We start from the raw sequence: 15,404 nt of genomic DNA, 5'->3' as shown, positions 1-15,404 counted from the left end.
TTTTTATTTAAATAAAAACGTCATTCCGATGAAGTATGAAGAGGGAATTTCTTTTTTGAAGTAAATATTACTTCACTACGTTCACAATGACACTTATAGTTTATTTAAAATACGAAAAATCTTCTCCGTCTTCAATTTTTAATAAACTTTCGTAAATCATTTTAATTACATTTTCAACATCATCTCTGTGAACCATTTCAACCGTTGTGTGCATATAACGCAATGGTAAAGAAATTAACGCAGACGCAACACCACCGTTACTATATGCAAACGCATCGGTATCTGTACCGGTAGCTCTTGATAAAGCAGAACGTTGAAAAGGAATATTGTTAGCTTCAGCAGCATCAATAATCAAATCACGTAACTTTTGTTGCACAGCAGGAGCATAAGCAATTACCGGTCCTTTTCCTATCTCTAAAAGTCCCGCTTTCTTTTCCTCGATCATTGGAGTAGTGGTGTCGTGTGTAACATCAGTAACGATTGCTACATTTGGCTTGATTGTTTGAGCAATCATTTCAGCACCACGTAAACCTATTTCTTCTTGTACAGAGTTTGTAATGTATAATCCGAAAGGTAATTCTTTTTTGTTTTCCTTTAATAAACGAGCAACTTCGGCAATCATAAATCCGCCCATTCTGTTATCTAAAGCACGACATACAAACTTATCTCCGTTTAAAATATGAAATTCATCTGGGTACGTAATTACACAACCAACATGCACTCCTAATTTTTCAACTTCTTCTTTAGTAGCACAACCAGTATCTATAAAAATATTATCTGGTTTTGGTGCTTCTTCATTTGCTTTATTACGGGTATGAATTGCTGGCCATCCAAAAACACCTTTTACGATGCCGTTTTTAGTATGAATATTTACAATTTTACTTGGTGCAATCTGATGATCTGAACCTCCGTTACGAATTACATAAATTAATCCGTCATCAGAAATATAGTTTACATACCACGAAATTTCATCCGCATGCCCTTCAATAACTACTTTATATTTAGCATCTGGATTAATTACACCAACAGCTGAGCCATAAGTATCTGTAATAAACTCATCAACATAAGGTTTTAGGTAATCCATCCAGATTTTCTGTCCTTCCCATTCATATCCGGTAGGAGCAGCGTTATTTAAATATTTTGCTAAGAAATCGATTGACTTCTCGTTTAAGATTGATTTATTTTTAGCCATATTATTGTAATGTTATTATTATTCCTCTTCTTCTTTGTTAGAATCAGCTCCCCAAAAACGTCGTTTTTCACGGTATTCTTGCTCTTGTTTAATTTGTTCGGGAGTTAACACTTTTAAAAATGATGGATGCTGTTCTATAGCATATTCTATTTTTTCAACAATACTAGCTACATCTTCATTTTTGTAATCAATTTCTAAAGGTTCTTTAATAACCATTGATTGTAAAACATTTCGTTTTTTTATCAATAATCCTTTTTTATCAAAAGAACGTCTAAAACCATCAATAACAATAGGAACAACAATAGGATTGTACGTTTTTATAATATGAGCTGTACCGCGACGAATAGGTTTAAACGGTGTAGTAGTTCCTTGCGGAAAAGTAATAACCCAACCATCATCTAACGCTTTACGAATGTTAGAAATATCAGACATTTTTACCTGTCTTTTAACATCTTTTCCTTCGCTTCTCCAGGTTCTTTCAACTGAAACAGAACCTACATATGCAAATATTTTAGGCAGGATACCAGATCTCATTGTTTCACCTGCAGCAACATAATATAAGTTTAACTTAGGGTTCCATAAATAACCTACGTTTCTAATATTATCATCACGGCCTTTTAAGGCTGCATTAAATACATGAAACATAGAAGCTACATCTGCAAAATAAGTTTGATGATTAGAAATGAATAATACATTTTTATCAGGAAGATTCCGAAGAATATCCATACCCTCAATTTGTAAATTATTAAATTTTCGGTAGCGTCCGTGAGATATAACGCCTAAAACTTGAATAAGAAAGCGTTTAATGAATAAAATATGTCCGAATGGATTCCTTTTAAATAAAGGCATTTGTAATTATATTTTTAGTGTAAGGGCTAAATTACAAAAGAAATAGAAAATATTACTGCTTAAATAAATCTTTAATTTCTGAAAGCATCATCGCGGTAGCTCCCCAAACGATATAACCATTTAGTTTAAAGCAAGGTACAGTTATGTTTTTCATATATGAAGTTTCCATTTCAATAGCGCTTAAATTATTTTCATCTAATAAGTCGCTCATTAAAACTTCTATAATGCTTGCAACCTCATAATTAGGTTTAAACAAAGGTTGTTTTTTAGTAATGCCTATAAACGGAGCAACTAAAAAATTACTAGGAGGAATGTAAGAATCAGATAGTTGCTTTATAATTTTTATATCTTCAGAAATAACGCCTACTTCCTCAAACGTTTCTCTTAAAGCAGTTTCTTTAAAATTGATATCTTCTTTATTTGTTTTACCGCCAGGAAAACTTACTTGAGCTGAATGTTTTCCTTTGTAATTTGCTCTTTGCGTTAATAAAAACCGAGTTTCATCATTTTTATCAGGATAAAACAATGCCAAAACAGCAGCTCTTTTTGGCTTTTTACTATCTATTAATTCTTGAGTAAATTGTATTCTTAACTGTGGAGCAAGTTTAAGTTGAGAAGCCAAGCCTCCTAAAGGTTTGCTCTTAAATTCTTCTAATTGATTTATAAAATCAGAGAAAATCATTCGTTTTTAGTATTTTAGAGCAAACATATTAATTTACAAAGTTAAAAATCAAATATTTTGGCTTGAATTTTGATTTGTTACAAACAGAATTAATTTTTAATAAATGGATAAAAAAAATAAATATAAAAACTTAGCACTTAGCTTATTGTTTGATGCAATAGGACTTGTATCGTATATTATACCTGGTGTGGGTGAATTATTAGATATAGTATGGGCGCCGGTAGCAGCGTATTTAATGACCAAAATGTATAAAGGAGGTAAAGGTAAAATTGCAGCTGGTATTACTCTTGTAGAAGAAGCAATGCCTGGTTTAGATGTGATACCAACTTTTACACTTATGTGGTTGTATACTTACGTGTTTACTTCTGATAAATCTAAAAATATAATCGAAATTTAGAATCTGGATTTTTTAAGCATAAAAAAGGGAAGCATTTAGCTTCCCTTTTACTTTTTAATAATTTTAGATAATTATTTTTTTATAAACTTTTTAGTAAAAGCTCTCTGTCCGTCATTAATTTCAAGAATGTAGATTCCGTTTTTTAAATTAGAAACATTAATAGTTGAATGATTTATTTTTCCGTTTAAAACTTTCTGACCAATAATATTAACAATCTTAAAATTAGCATCTCTATTGTCAGCCATTTCAATTTTTATATAATTAGCAGTAGGGTTTGGAGAAATGGTCGCACTAAAAATTGCAGTTTCATTACCTAATTTTGTTCCAGTAACAGAATTACTGTTGTTTACTCCTTTTGCACTAGTACCAATATTTACAGAGTAGTCTTCAACTTCACCATAAGAAAAAGTTTCACAAGCAGTAGGAGCAGCGTCCCATTTCATGGCAACACGCATTCTTGTTTTTCCTGTTAAAGCAGAAGTTGGAACCGTAAAACTAGCTGATAAGTTAGCAGAGCTAGATGAAGATCCACTAACCACTTCTTCATTAGTTTCAAATACGCCGTTTTTATTAAAATCAATCCATACTTTCCAAAATTCAGTATAAGAAGAACCTGAAAAACCAGCACTAATAATTATAGTATTGCTTCCGTAAGGTAAATTTCCTGTTAAAGATGTATAATCACCATAACCATTATTAGAAGAAGAAACGTTTGACATTCCTCCAATAGCAACATTATCAATATATTCATAACTTGCGTTATTACCTTTAGAAGAACAATAATTAACGGTTATGCTCTTAGTGGTTATTCCAACAGTATTACTTGCTGCAGAAATATTATTTGCAGCATCTTTAGCTTTTATAAAAAAAGTATAGTTTGTAGCAGCTGTTAAGCTATTAACAGTATAATTTGTAGTTGTTACTGTAGCTATTTTAGTAGAACCTTTATAAACATCATAACCTGTAACAGCAGTATTATCTGTAGAAGCATTCCAATTTAAGTTTACAGAAGTTTCTGTTACTGTGTTAGCTGTTAAGTTACTTGGCACAGAAGGGGTCGTTGTGTCTGGTACTGGTAAAGTAGTAATAAATACTTTATTACTTAAATTAGAAATATTCCCAACAAGATCTATGGCTTTAATTGAATAGTTAAAAGCAGTATCTGTACTTAAATTAGAAACACGGTAATCTGTTGTTGGGGTTGTTGCTATTTTTATATCGTTTTGAAATACATCGTACCCAATAACACCAACATTATCAGTAGAGGCTGTCCATATTAAGTTAACGCTAGTTTGTGTTAAGTTAGATATTAATAAGTTAGCTGGAGCAGTTGGAGCAATGGTATCAATATTCGATCCACTATCGATAATATGATTCCCTAAACCTGTAAACGTATTATTGGCTAATACTTCCCATTCAGAAGTACTATAAGTTATGTTAGGCGCATTAATAGATATTTTACGTTGTATTGTTTTATCCTGTGCGAAGGTAACGCTACTATTCATGTCTCCAATTAAATCGATTAAGACATCATTCTTAAATAATGCTATGGCATCGTTTCCATTAAAAGACATCACACCGTTATTGGTAATATCGGCGATGTTTAAAATTTCTTGAGCAGCACTTCCGTGAGCAATTACATAGACGCCTCCGTTAGTTAATGAACCAGTTAAGGGTAAAGTACTAGTCCATGTTCCTCCGCCATTCGTAGCTTTTTTTATTGAATATGCTGTTAAATCAATAGGGGCTCCTGTAAAATTAGCTATCTCAATAGCTTTATTATATGAAGATCCTTCCACATATTCCGAAATTAGTAACTCAGTAATAGTTCCGTTTCCTCCACTTATTGGACTAGCACCTGTTGTAACCGCTACAGAATTACTTTTTGTAGATATATTACCAACTAAATCCTGTGCTTTAACATTAAAGTTATAAGATGTTTCTGATGTTAAGTTAGTTAAGGTGAAGTTGGTTGCTGTTGTGTTTGCTACTTGAGTAGTACCATTAAAAATAGTATAATTGGATACCGCAATATTATCTGTAGCCGCAGTCCAAGCTAAATCTACTGTATTAGCAGTGATGTTAGAAGCAACTAAATTAGTTGGGATTGTAGGGGCTTCTGTATCTAGATATCCTCCACCTGTACCAAATAAATTTTCAGCTTGAGGTCCACCCCATATTTGAGTAGCGAAAGCAGGGTTGTCTATAAAAGGATTACGGTTACCTTGCATTAGTTCTAGTACAGGATTGCGTTGTTTTTCTATAATAGATATTGGATCTTCAGCATTCCATTGTAAAAATAAAGAAATCATATTTGGATCGGTAGCTACTGGATTCCCTACACCTACATCAGTAGGTAAAGTTTGGTTTCCGTAACGTAAATACATATACATCATCATACGAGCAACATCACCTTTCCATTCATCTCCAGGGTACCAGTTTCCTTCTGCTGTTATTCCTGAATTTCCTGAGCCTGCAGCAAATTTTCGATTGCTGCGTGATGAATTTCTTTGTGCGTCACAAGGACGTAAATTGTGAGCATCTGCTCCAGGACCGGTTGTACCTAAATTTGGATTTGCTAATGACTTAGAATAAACATGTTCTCTATTCCAAACACCAGATCCACTTCCGTGTAAATCTTTATCACGAGTATAATCGTTTGTAATATCAGTATCTATATCATTCCATCCATAAATTAATACAACTTTAGTGTTATCAGTAGGGGCAATGTCTGTTTGTTTTAAAGCATTCCATACATCAGGGGTATATGTTAAAACAGTTGTATGGCTACTTATAATTTTTGTAGCTAAATCATTTTTTAATGCAGCACCTGTTTGGTTAAGGTTAACATCATCATAATAAGATGGTACTTGAGAAAATACTGATATGGATAGTATCAGTAAAAAGTAAGGTAGTAGTTTTTTCATTTGTTCGATTTTATTGTTTTTTATTCGCTGCAAATAAAATTGTTTTAATACCTTATTAGGTTACTTAACTGTTAAGTCTCTGTGATTTGTTAACAGCTTTTTAACAGTAGAATTCTTGCAATAAAAAAGGGAAGCATTTAGCTTCCCTTTTACTTTTTAATAATTTTAGATAATTATTTTTTTATAAACTTTTTAGTAAAAGCTCTTTGTCCGTCATTAATTTCAAGAATGTAGATTCCGTTTTTTAAATTAGAAACATTAATAGTTGAATGATTTATTTTTCCGTTTAAAACTTTCTGACCAATAATATTAACAATCTTAAAATTAGCATCTCTATTGTCAGCCATTTCAATTTTTATATAATTGGCAGTAGGGTTTGGAGAAATGGTCGCACTAAAAATTGCAGTTTCATTACCTAACTTTGTTCCAGTAACAGAATTACTGTTGTTTACTCCTTTTGCACTAGTACCAATATTTACAGAGTAGTCTTCAACTTCACCATAAGAAAAAGTTTCACAAGCAGTAGGAGCAGCGTCCCATTTCATGGCAACACGCATTCTTGTTTTTCCTGTTAAAGCAGAAGTTGGAACCGTAAAACTAGCTGATAAGTTAGCAGAGCTAGATGAAGATCCACTAACCACTTCTTCATTAGTTTCAAATACTCCGTTTTTATTAAAATCAATCCATACTTTCCAAAATTCAGTGTAAGAAGAACCTGAAAAACCAGCACTAAAAATTATAGTATTGTTTCCGTAAGATAAATTACCTGTTAAAGATGTATAATCACCATAACCATTATTAGAAGAAGAAACGTTTGATATTCCTCCAATAGCTACATTATCAATATATTCATAACTTGCGTTATTACCTTTAGAAGAACAATAAGTAACGGTTATGCTCTTGGTGGTAATTCCTACAGTATTACTTGCTGCTGAAATATTACCAGCAGCATCTTTAGCTTTTACAGAAAAAGTATAGTTTGTAGCTGCTGTTAAACCATTAACAGAATAATTTGTTGATGTTACTGTAGCTAATTTAGTTGCACCTTTATAAACATCATAAGCTGTTACTGCAGTGTTATCTGTAGAAGCGTTCCAGTTTAAGTTTACAGAAGTTGCTGTTACTGTGTTAGCTGTTAAGTTACTTGGCACAGATGGAGCAGTTGTGTCTGCAGGTGGAGTAGTAGTTCCTCCATCAATAGAGTGACTTCCTAAACCATTAAAAGTATCTTTCGCAAGAACAGTCCATTCAGAAGTTGTATAATTTGTGTTAGGAGAAGAGATTGTAGATTTTCGTTGTAACGTTTTATCTTGTGCAAATGTAGATGAGCTATTAGGATTTCCTATTAAATCAATAAGAGCACTCCCTTTAAATAAACCAATAGCATCGTTTCCGTTAAAAGAACTAACACTTGTTTCAGTTAATTGTGCTTTGTTTTTAATAGTTGTAGAAGCACTACTGTTTGCAATTACATATACATTTCCGTTTTGTAATTGTCCGCTTAAATTTACTGTATTTGTCCAGCCACCACCGTTAGAGGCTTTTTTTAATGAGTAACCAGATAAATTAATAGTAGCACCCGTAAAATTAGCTATTTCTAAAGCTTTGTTGTTTGATGAACCTTCAATATATTCTGAAATCAATAAGTCAGAAGCGGTACCTGAAGTACTTCCTTCGCTAGTTGTTATATTTACAGAAGAACTTGATGCTGAAACATTACTCGCTGCATCTTTAGCTCTTACAGAGAAAGTGTAGTTTGTAGAGGCGTTTAAACCAGTTGCATTGTATGAGTTAGTAGTACTTGTAGCTATTTTAGTAGCGCCTTTATAAATATCATACCCTGTAACCGCAATATTATCCGAAGAAGCAGACCAAGATAAGTTCGCTGCTGTTGCTGTAATGTTTGAAGCGGTTAAGTTAGTAGGAGTTGTAGGAGCTTGTGTATCAGAAGAACCTCCACCGTTTCCAAATTTATCTTCTGCCTGTGGGCCTCCCCAAATTTGTGTTGCAAAAGCAGGGTTATCGATAAACGGATTTCTATTTCCTTGTATTCCTTGTAGTATAGGATTTCTTTGTGTTTCAAAACTAGATACAGGATCTTCAACGTTCCATTGCAATAATAGCTGAATCATATTATTATCTGAAGCACTCGCTGAGCCAATTGCAACATTACTAGGTAAACATTGGTTACCGTAACGTAAGTACATATACATCATCATACGAGCAACATCACCTTTCCATTCATCACCAGGATACCATCCACCTGCAGAATCACCTGCATTACCAGATCCTGTTGCAAATTTCTTACTACTTCTTTGTGAGTTAAAAGAAATATCAGCAGGCCTTAAATGATGCACATCAGCGCCAGGACCTGAAGTACCTAAATTAGGGTTACCTAATGATTTAGGATATACATGTTCTCTATTCCATTGCGTTCCAGCAGAACCTCCGTTAGCATCTTTACTACGAGTTCTATCAGTAACATAATTTCCATCAGAATCATTATAGCCATAAATTAACACAACTTTACTGTTGTTTGTAGGGTCTAAATCAGATTGTTTTAAGGCATCCCAAACACCAGGTGAATAAGATAAGTTAACAGCATGCGTACTAATGATTTTTGATGCTAAAGCATCTTTTAAAGCAGTACCACTTTGGTTTAAATTAACGTCGTTGTAATAAGAGGGGACTTGAGAAAACGCTGAAATTGATAGCGTCAGTAATAATAAGGGTAATAAATTTTTCATGTAATTGAGTTGAGTTGAGTTATAAGTGTTTGCAAAAAAACAATTATTTTAATTGATAAATGTTACCAAATAGTTAACAATCAGCGTTATAAATACAGTAAGAAAGCACTGTTATTTTTCCTTTATTTTCCGTAAATTTGCAGGCTAAAATTAGAGATTGATTATGAAGATATCATACAATTGGTTACGACAATTTTTACAAACCGACTGGGAAGCTGAAAAAACAGGGGAGCTATTAACAGATTTAGGTCTAGAAGTAGAAGGAATAGATAAGGTAGAGAGTATTAAAGGGAGCTTAAAAGGTATTGTAGTTGGTGAAGTTAAAACATGTATTAAACACCCAAATGCTGATAAACTAAAAATCACTACGGTAGATTTAGGTGATGGTAATACGGTTCAAATAGTATGTGGCGCACCAAATGTAGCTGCAGGCCAAAAAGTACCTGTTGCTACTGTAGGAACAACCTTGTATGATGAAAAAGGTGAAGGTTTTAAAATTAAAAAAGGTAAAATAAGGGGAGAAGAAAGCCACGGAATGATTTGTGCCGAAGATGAGTTAGGTTTAGGTAAAAGTCATGAAGGTATTATGGTTTTAGATGAAGCTTTAGTTTCAGGAACACCTTGTTCAGAAGTTTTTAATATAGAAACAGATTATGTTTTTGAAATAGGTTTAACTCCAAACCGTGCAGATGCAATGAGCCACTTTGGTGTTGCTCGTGATTTACGTGCAGGTTTAATGCATCAAGGAACAAATTTAGAGCTAATTTCTCCTTCTGTATCAGATTTTCGTGTAGATGAACGTACACATAAGATTGATATCGAAATTGAAGATAAAAATTTAGTACCTCGTTATTGCGGAATTACAATTACAGATATTGAGGTAAAAGAATCTCCAGAATGGATTCAGAATAGATTAAAAGCTATTGGTATTGTGCCTAAAAACAATATTGTAGATATTACAAATTATGTTTTACATGAGTTAGGGCAGCCTTTACATGCTTTTGATGCTAATAAAATTAGAGGAAATAAAGTTATTGTAAAAACTTTAGCGGCAGGAACGAAGTTTAAAACTTTAGATGAAGTAGAAAGAACGTTGGATGCTGATGATATTATGATTTGTGATGCTGATGATAATCCATTATGCCTAGGTGGAGTTTTCGGCGGATTAAAATCTGGAGTAACAGAACATACTACAGCAATTTTCTTAGAAAGTGCTTACTTTAATCCGGTTTCTGTTCGTAAAACAGCAAAACGTCACGCATTAAATACCGATGCTTCTTTCCGTTTCGAAAGAGGAATTGATATCAATTCAACAAAATACGCTTTAAAGCGTGCTGCTTTATTAATTGAAGAGTACGCAGGTGGAAAAATGTCCTCTGATGTTTTAGATTTTTATCCAGAGAAATTAGAAGATTTTGAAGTGTTTTTATCTTTCGAAAACACGTATAAATTAATAGGACAAGAAATTCCTAAAGAAACAATTAAAAATATTTTGGCTTCTTTAGAAATTAAAATAAACAGTGTAACTGAAGGAGGTTTAGGGTTAACAATACCTTCTTACCGAGTAGATGTGCAGCGCGAAGCTGATATTATTGAAGAAATTTTAAGAGTTTACGGTTACAATAATATCGAGTTTTCTCATAAATTAAACACTTCTATTTCATTTGATAATGATAAGGAAGTAAAAGTAGAAAACATTGTTGCAAATCAGTTAAGTTCATTAGGATTTAACGAAACGATGGCAAACTCTTTAACAAAAGCAGATTATATTGCGTTGTCTGAGAATTTAAAGGAGGAACATAATGTAGAAATGCTAAACCCGTTAAGTAACGACTTAAAGGTAATGCGACAATCATTATTGTTTAGTGGTTTGGAATCTGTTTCTTATAATATCAACAGAAAAAATAATGCGTTAAAGTTTTATGAATTTGGTAAAACATATCATAAATACGAAAGCGGCTATCAAGAAGACAAGCATTTAACGTTGTTTGTTACAGGAAATAGAACAAAAGATAGCTGGAAAACGGCTACTCGAGCTTCTGATTTCTTTTATTTAAAAGGAATTGTAACGAACTTATTAAGTAGATTAGGACTTGATAATTTAAAAACATCACCTATTAAAACAGATGTGTTTTCTGAAGGCTTAGTATTAAGTTTAGGAAAAACTAAGCTAGTTGAATTCGGAGTTATAAAAAAAGCTGTTTTAAAAGAATTTTCTATTAAACAAGAAGTTTTATTTGCGGATTTTAATTGGGAAAACATTTTAAGCTTAGCAGGTAATAAGAAAATTAAAGTATCAGATTTAGCAAAGTTTCCATCAGTAAAGCGTGATTTAGCGTTGTTATTAGATGATAAAATTGAGTTTAAAGAAATTTACAATCTTGCTTTTCAATCAGAAAAGAAATTATTAAAAGAAGTAGATTTATTTGATGTTTATGAAGGTGATAAATTACCTGAAGGTAAAAAATCATATGCTGTTAGTTTTGTTTTACAAGATGAAAATAAAACATTGGCAGATAAACAGATTGATAAAATAATGCAAAAGTTACAGCTAACATTCGAAAAGAATTTAGAAGCTGTTTTAAGATAATTCAAAAGCTCCAATTTTTATTGGGGCTTTTTTTAATTTTAATGTCTCCTCGAGCGCAGTCGAGAGGTTGTTTTTTAAACTATAATTAAGGTCTCGACTGCGCTCGACCTGACAAGAAGTATGTACAAATTAATTATCCGTCCGATTTTCTTTCTTTTTGATCCAGAAAAGATTCACTATTTTACATTTTCATTGGTAAAGTTTATGTCTAAAATTCCTTTTATAGCTTCAATATTCAGAGGTTTATATCAGGTAAATAATAAAAGATTAGAACGTAATTTATTCGGATTAACATTTAAGAATCCTGTTGGTTTGGCTGCCGGATTTGATAAAAATGCAGTTTTATATAATGAATTGGCAAACTTCGGATTTGGTTTTGTAGAAATAGGAACCGTAACACCAAAAGGGCAAGCTGGAAATCCGAAGAAAAGATTATTTCGTTTAAAAGATGATCAAGGAATCATTAACAGAATGGGGTTTAATAATGAAGGATTAACCATTGCGATTGAACAATTAAAAAAGAATAAAGGTAAAATTATCATTGGAGGTAATATTGGTAAAAACACCGATACTGCTCCAGAAAATTATACAACAGATTACTTAGAGTGCTTTAAAGGATTGTATCCGTATGTAGATTATTTTGTGTTGAATGTAAGTTGTCCTAATGTTGGTAGTCATGCAAAACTAGATGATGTTGGGTATTTAAAAGAGTTAATTACAGAGGTTCAGAAATTAAATGAAGAACTTTCAATTTCAGGTCGAGCGAAGTCGAGACCTATTCTTTTAAAAATAGCTCCAGATTTAAATAACCAACAATTAGATGAAATAATTGAGTTGGTAGCTAAAACTAAAATAGATGGAGTTATTGCATCAAACACATCGGTAAATAGAGATAATTTAAAGGTTTCTAAAGAACGATTATCAGAAATTGGGAATGGAGGTGTTAGCGGACAACCGGTTAAAGAGAGAAGCACAAAAGTAATTAGATATCTAGCCGATAAATCTAATAAAGCATTTCCTATAATCGGAGTAGGAGGTATCCATTCAGAAAAAGATGCTTTAGAAAAAATAAATGCTGGTGCCGATTTAGTACAAATTTATACAGGGTTTATCTATGAAGGACCGAGTTTGGTAAAACGAATCAATAAAGCTATTTTAGATCAATCTTAAATTAACTTCTTACTGAACTAATTTCAGTAGTTTTTATAATTATTTAATTAATGATTGAAACTCTTATTTCGTTTGTTTTAGCTACCGCAACTTTAGCTTTTTCACCAGGGCCAGATAATATTTTTGTCTTAACACAAAGTATTGTGCACGGCAAAAAATATGGTTTAGCAACGGTTATTGGTTTAATGACGGGGTGTATTATTCACACAACTTTGGTTGCTTTTGGTGTTTCGGAAGTTATAAAGCAAAATCCAAATTTATTTTTTATAATCAAATTATTCGGAGCCTTGTATTTGCTGTATATTGCATATCAAGTTTATAAAAGTGATGCTAAAATTGCATTTTCAACAGATAATGTAGTTAAGAAATCTACTTTCGAATTGTTTAAAAAGGGTTTTTGGATGAATGTTTTAAATCCGAAAGTTACTATTTTCTTTTTGGCATTTTTCCCTCAATTTTTGTTTTCAGAAATAATTTCTACGGTAATTCAGTTTTATGTTTTAGGCGGATTGTTTATACTTACTTCTTTTGTAATATTTTCTACAATTGCTATTTTGGCAGGAACAATATCAGCTTCAATAAAAAAGAACGCCCAAATAGGAGTGTTCCTAAAATGGGCGCAAATTGTCGTTTTTATAGCTATTGCTATCTTAATTTTAGTATAGATAACCTGTTGTATATTTTGAGTTTAAAAATACTTTTACAATATCAGTTCGAGTGGTTTTTGATAAAAAATAGTATCGAGAACTAGTTTAGAACCTAAAATTTTAATTCTCGATACAAATTTTACTCATTTCAATCGTAAAACTCACTCGAATTGACAAAATCTTATCATAAACCAGCATGAATTATAAATAATGAGTGATCGTTTTGAGTCTTAATTTAATATTAGCATGTAATTCTTAATTCATTTCAGAATGATATCCTTATAATAATCAATCTTCAGTAACATATCCCCAGTTTTCACCCGTTTTTATTCTATGCAATTGCATTTCAGAAACACCAAATTGTTTTGCAATCATTTTTAAACGAGTCCTTCTATTTGGGTCGTTTAATTTACGTTTAAGCAACTTAACCTTCGTTTCTGTAAGTTTTGCAGTTCTGGGTTTATGAACTTTATTTACATATTCTGGGTTGGTATATTGGTGTACTTCTTTTTCTCTTTTTGTAGCCCATTTAAGGTTTTCAACCCTATTGTCTTTTTTATCATAATTTAAATGAATCACATACAATTCATCCTCTTTACGAGCTAAAAAACTTTCAGCGACAAGTTTATGAACATACCTACTGGTATTTTTTCCGTTTACTCGTTGTTTTAAAGGTAAGTTTTGGTAACCGTTTATAAAATATTCGTTTACTAAGAACTCTTGTTCTTTTTTACAGTTTATAATTCTACCGTAATTAGATATTTTAAATTTTTCTTTTTCAGAGATTTTATTGTCAAATACTATTTCTTTCCACTTTTCATTTCTGTAGCTTCGTATCATATTTTCAATATTTTATCTGAACTTAAATAATAAATAGCACTTTATTATTTTGTGTAAAAGTACATAATTTGTTTTACAACCACTTTTTTATAATTAATAACTGATTTATATGTTCATAATGATGGTTACAGTGCCAGGCATAAATACCTATATTTTCTTTTAAACTAACTTTTTCATTTCCATCAGGATGAATGAAACACTTATTTAAAGCATCATTCGTTAAATCTTTTAAAAAATACACCCATTTAGCATGTAAAGCTTTTAATGAATTTAAAGACAGCTGAATAGGTGCAGCTTTAGAATCAAATAATTCAGCCCAACGTGCTTCATAATACGCTTTAATAACAGGTTCTTCCTCTGTTAATGCCCATTTAAAACGTGTATATGAATTATGATGACTGTCTGCACAATGATGAATAACTTGCCTAACAGACCAACCACCATCTCTATATAAAGTGTTTAATTGTTCTTCGGATAAATTCTTAACAAGAAGCTCTAGTTTAGCAGGAAACTCTTCTAAAACAATAATCCATTCATTAATTTTTTCTGAAGAAATTACGGTAGGAATATCAGGTTTTCCGATAGGATACTTTAAATGTTCCATTATTTATTTTTTGTAAGTTTTTTATACGCCCTTTTTGCATTGCTATTTTCAGGGTTTATATCCAACGCTTTTTTATAAAATTCAATCGCTTTAATAGTATCTGATTTTTTTAAATATCCGTCACCAGTACTATCATAAGTATTAGAACTGTTAGGATATAAAGCGATGTTGATTTTAAAAATTTCAATTGCTTGCTCGTATTTATCTTCTCTTAAATAGCTATATCCTAAATTATTAAAAGTATTTTCTCTTATTATCGGATTCAAACTGTCTGTTTCTTTAATTTTTTTATAACCAATTAATGCAGCTTTAAAATTTCCTTCCGCAAAATATTCTTTAGGAGTTTTTTCACCTTCATTTAACTTATTAAACACGTATACCTTATCATTATGTTCTCGTTTTTTTGCTAACTCTATTTTGTTTTTAGTTGTATTAAAAATTAATTTTTCATTTAATTCTCTAGCATAAAAAGTACTATCATTAATTTTCAAAGGAACTATTTTTTGATTACGCCACGTTAAAAGTAATTCTCCTTCCTTAAAATTAACTTCTATAATTTCATCAGCATTAAAAAAATAACGCCCTGTAGCATTTTTTATAAAATTAGTTGAATTTTTATTCGATGTACAGCTTGTTATAAGTAAAATAAAAGCGATAAATAGTAGTTTAGTTTTCATTTTCTTGGTAGTTTTTGTAAAATATAATAATAGGACGACTGAGATTGCAATTAGTTACAAGCAATATAAGTTTTACTTGGCA

General features: G+C 31.6%; 12 protein-coding genes. 4 read left to right on the top strand and 8 right to left on the bottom strand.

Features of this window, described 5'->3' with window-relative positions:
- Positions 1 to 100: 100 nt before the first annotated feature.
- From ACQ629_RS02085 to ACQ629_RS02075, 3 genes are read right to left on the bottom strand one after another with little or no spacing between them, the layout of a single operon-like run.
- Complete coding sequence (locus tag ACQ629_RS02085) at positions 101 to 1,192, bottom strand: M42 family metallopeptidase (protein ID WP_483706304.1); 1,092 nt, start codon at positions 1,190 to 1,192, stop codon at positions 101 to 103.
- 18 nt (positions 1,193 to 1,210) lie between these two features.
- Positions 1,211 to 2,041 carry a lysophospholipid acyltransferase family protein gene (locus tag ACQ629_RS02080; protein ID WP_483706303.1) on the bottom strand — a complete coding sequence of 277 codons (831 nt, stop codon included), beginning with the start codon at positions 2,039 to 2,041 and terminating at the stop codon, positions 1,211 to 1,213.
- Positions 2,042 to 2,093: 52 nt separating this feature from the next.
- Positions 2,094 to 2,723 carry an NUDIX hydrolase gene (locus tag ACQ629_RS02075; RefSeq protein WP_483706302.1) on the bottom strand — a complete coding sequence of 210 codons (630 nt, stop codon included), beginning with the start codon at positions 2,721 to 2,723 and terminating at the stop codon, positions 2,094 to 2,096.
- Between the two features lie 103 nt (positions 2,724 to 2,826).
- Here ACQ629_RS02075 and ACQ629_RS02070 point away from each other — a divergent pair, with 103 nt between their 5' ends.
- Positions 2,827 to 3,120, top strand: a complete 294-nt coding sequence (locus ACQ629_RS02070; protein WP_483706301.1) for a hypothetical protein — start codon at positions 2,827 to 2,829, stop codon at positions 3,118 to 3,120.
- 71 nt (positions 3,121 to 3,191) lie between these two features.
- Here ACQ629_RS02070 and ACQ629_RS02065 read toward each other — a convergent pair whose 3' ends face one another.
- A complete protein-coding gene (locus tag ACQ629_RS02065) occupies positions 3,192 to 6,047 on the bottom strand; it encodes an endonuclease (RefSeq protein ID WP_483706300.1) in 2,856 nt (951 codons plus the stop codon).
- A gap of 173 nt (positions 6,048 to 6,220) precedes the next feature.
- A complete protein-coding gene (locus ACQ629_RS02060) occupies positions 6,221 to 8,794 on the bottom strand; it encodes an endonuclease (RefSeq protein WP_483706299.1) in 2,574 nt (857 codons plus the stop codon).
- A gap of 163 nt (positions 8,795 to 8,957) precedes the next feature.
- On the opposite strand from ACQ629_RS02060, the gene pheT reads away from it, so the two are divergent.
- The 3 genes from pheT to ACQ629_RS02045 all read left to right on the top strand — a co-directional run bounded on the left by pheT (position 8,958) and on the right by ACQ629_RS02045 (position 13,219).
- Complete coding sequence (gene pheT / locus ACQ629_RS02055; RefSeq protein ID WP_483706298.1) at positions 8,958 to 11,384, top strand: phenylalanine--tRNA ligase subunit beta; 2,427 nt, start codon at positions 8,958 to 8,960, stop codon at positions 11,382 to 11,384.
- Positions 11,385 to 11,504: 120 nt separating this feature from the next.
- Positions 11,505 to 12,554, top strand: a complete 1,050-nt coding sequence (locus ACQ629_RS02050) for a quinone-dependent dihydroorotate dehydrogenase (protein ID WP_483706297.1) — start codon at positions 11,505 to 11,507, stop codon at positions 12,552 to 12,554.
- Positions 12,555 to 12,604: 50 nt separating this feature from the next.
- On the top strand, positions 12,605 to 13,219 hold the full coding sequence (locus ACQ629_RS02045) for a LysE family translocator (protein WP_483706296.1): 615 nt from the start codon (positions 12,605 to 12,607) through the stop codon (positions 13,217 to 13,219).
- 270 nt (positions 13,220 to 13,489) lie between these two features.
- Here the strand turns inward: ACQ629_RS02045 and ACQ629_RS02040 are convergent, their stop codons facing one another.
- From ACQ629_RS02040 to ACQ629_RS02030, 3 genes are all read right to left on the bottom strand, one after another.
- Positions 13,490 to 14,041 (bottom strand): HNH endonuclease, encoded by a 552-nt coding sequence (locus ACQ629_RS02040; RefSeq protein WP_483706295.1) that lies wholly within the window; start codon positions 14,039 to 14,041, stop codon positions 13,490 to 13,492.
- A gap of 73 nt (positions 14,042 to 14,114) precedes the next feature.
- Positions 14,115 to 14,645 (bottom strand): YfiT family bacillithiol transferase, encoded by a 531-nt coding sequence (locus tag ACQ629_RS02035; RefSeq protein ID WP_483706294.1) that lies wholly within the window; start codon positions 14,643 to 14,645, stop codon positions 14,115 to 14,117.
- Positions 14,645 to 15,322 carry a tetratricopeptide repeat protein gene (locus ACQ629_RS02030; protein WP_483706293.1) on the bottom strand — a complete coding sequence of 226 codons (678 nt, stop codon included), beginning with the start codon at positions 15,320 to 15,322 and terminating at the stop codon, positions 14,645 to 14,647. Before ACQ629_RS02030 ends, ACQ629_RS02035 begins: the two co-directional genes overlap by 1 nt.
- Positions 15,323 to 15,404 lie beyond the last annotated feature (82 nt).

It is taken from the genome of Tenacibaculum sp. SM2510 (assembly GCF_057002845.1).
This window is presented reverse-complemented; position numbering and strand designations above follow the sequence as displayed.

Excerpts from the sequence above, each read along its gene's own strand:
- ACQ629_RS02045 (WP_483706296.1), top strand. The coding sequence starts at position 12,605 with ATGATTGAAACTCTTATTTCGTTTGTTTTAGCTACCGCAACTTTAGCT.
- ACQ629_RS02050 (WP_483706297.1), top strand. The coding sequence starts at position 11,505 with ATGTACAAATTAATTATCCGTCCGATTTTCTTTCTTTTTGATCCAGAA.
- ACQ629_RS02060 (WP_483706299.1), bottom strand. The coding sequence starts at position 8,794 with ATGAAAAATTTATTACCCTTATTATTACTGACGCTATCAATTTCAGCG.
- ACQ629_RS02070 (WP_483706301.1), top strand. The coding sequence starts at position 2,827 with ATGGATAAAAAAAATAAATATAAAAACTTAGCACTTAGCTTATTGTTT.
- ACQ629_RS02040 (WP_483706295.1), bottom strand. The coding sequence starts at position 14,041 with ATGATACGAAGCTACAGAAATGAAAAGTGGAAAGAAATAGTATTTGAC.
- ACQ629_RS02030 (WP_483706293.1), bottom strand. The coding sequence starts at position 15,322 with ATGAAAACTAAACTACTATTTATCGCTTTTATTTTACTTATAACAAGC.
- ACQ629_RS02085 (WP_483706304.1), bottom strand. The coding sequence starts at position 1,192 with ATGGCTAAAAATAAATCAATCTTAAACGAGAAGTCAATCGATTTCTTA.
- ACQ629_RS02035 (WP_483706294.1), bottom strand. The coding sequence starts at position 14,645 with ATGGAACATTTAAAGTATCCTATCGGAAAACCTGATATTCCTACCGTA.
- ACQ629_RS02075 (WP_483706302.1), bottom strand. The coding sequence starts at position 2,723 with ATGATTTTCTCTGATTTTATAAATCAATTAGAAGAATTTAAGAGCAAA.
- pheT (WP_483706298.1), top strand. The coding sequence starts at position 8,958 with ATGAAGATATCATACAATTGGTTACGACAATTTTTACAAACCGACTGG.
- ACQ629_RS02080 (WP_483706303.1), bottom strand. The coding sequence starts at position 2,041 with ATGCCTTTATTTAAAAGGAATCCATTCGGACATATTTTATTCATTAAA.
- ACQ629_RS02065 (WP_483706300.1), bottom strand. The coding sequence starts at position 6,047 with ATGAAAAAACTACTACCTTACTTTTTACTGATACTATCCATATCAGTA.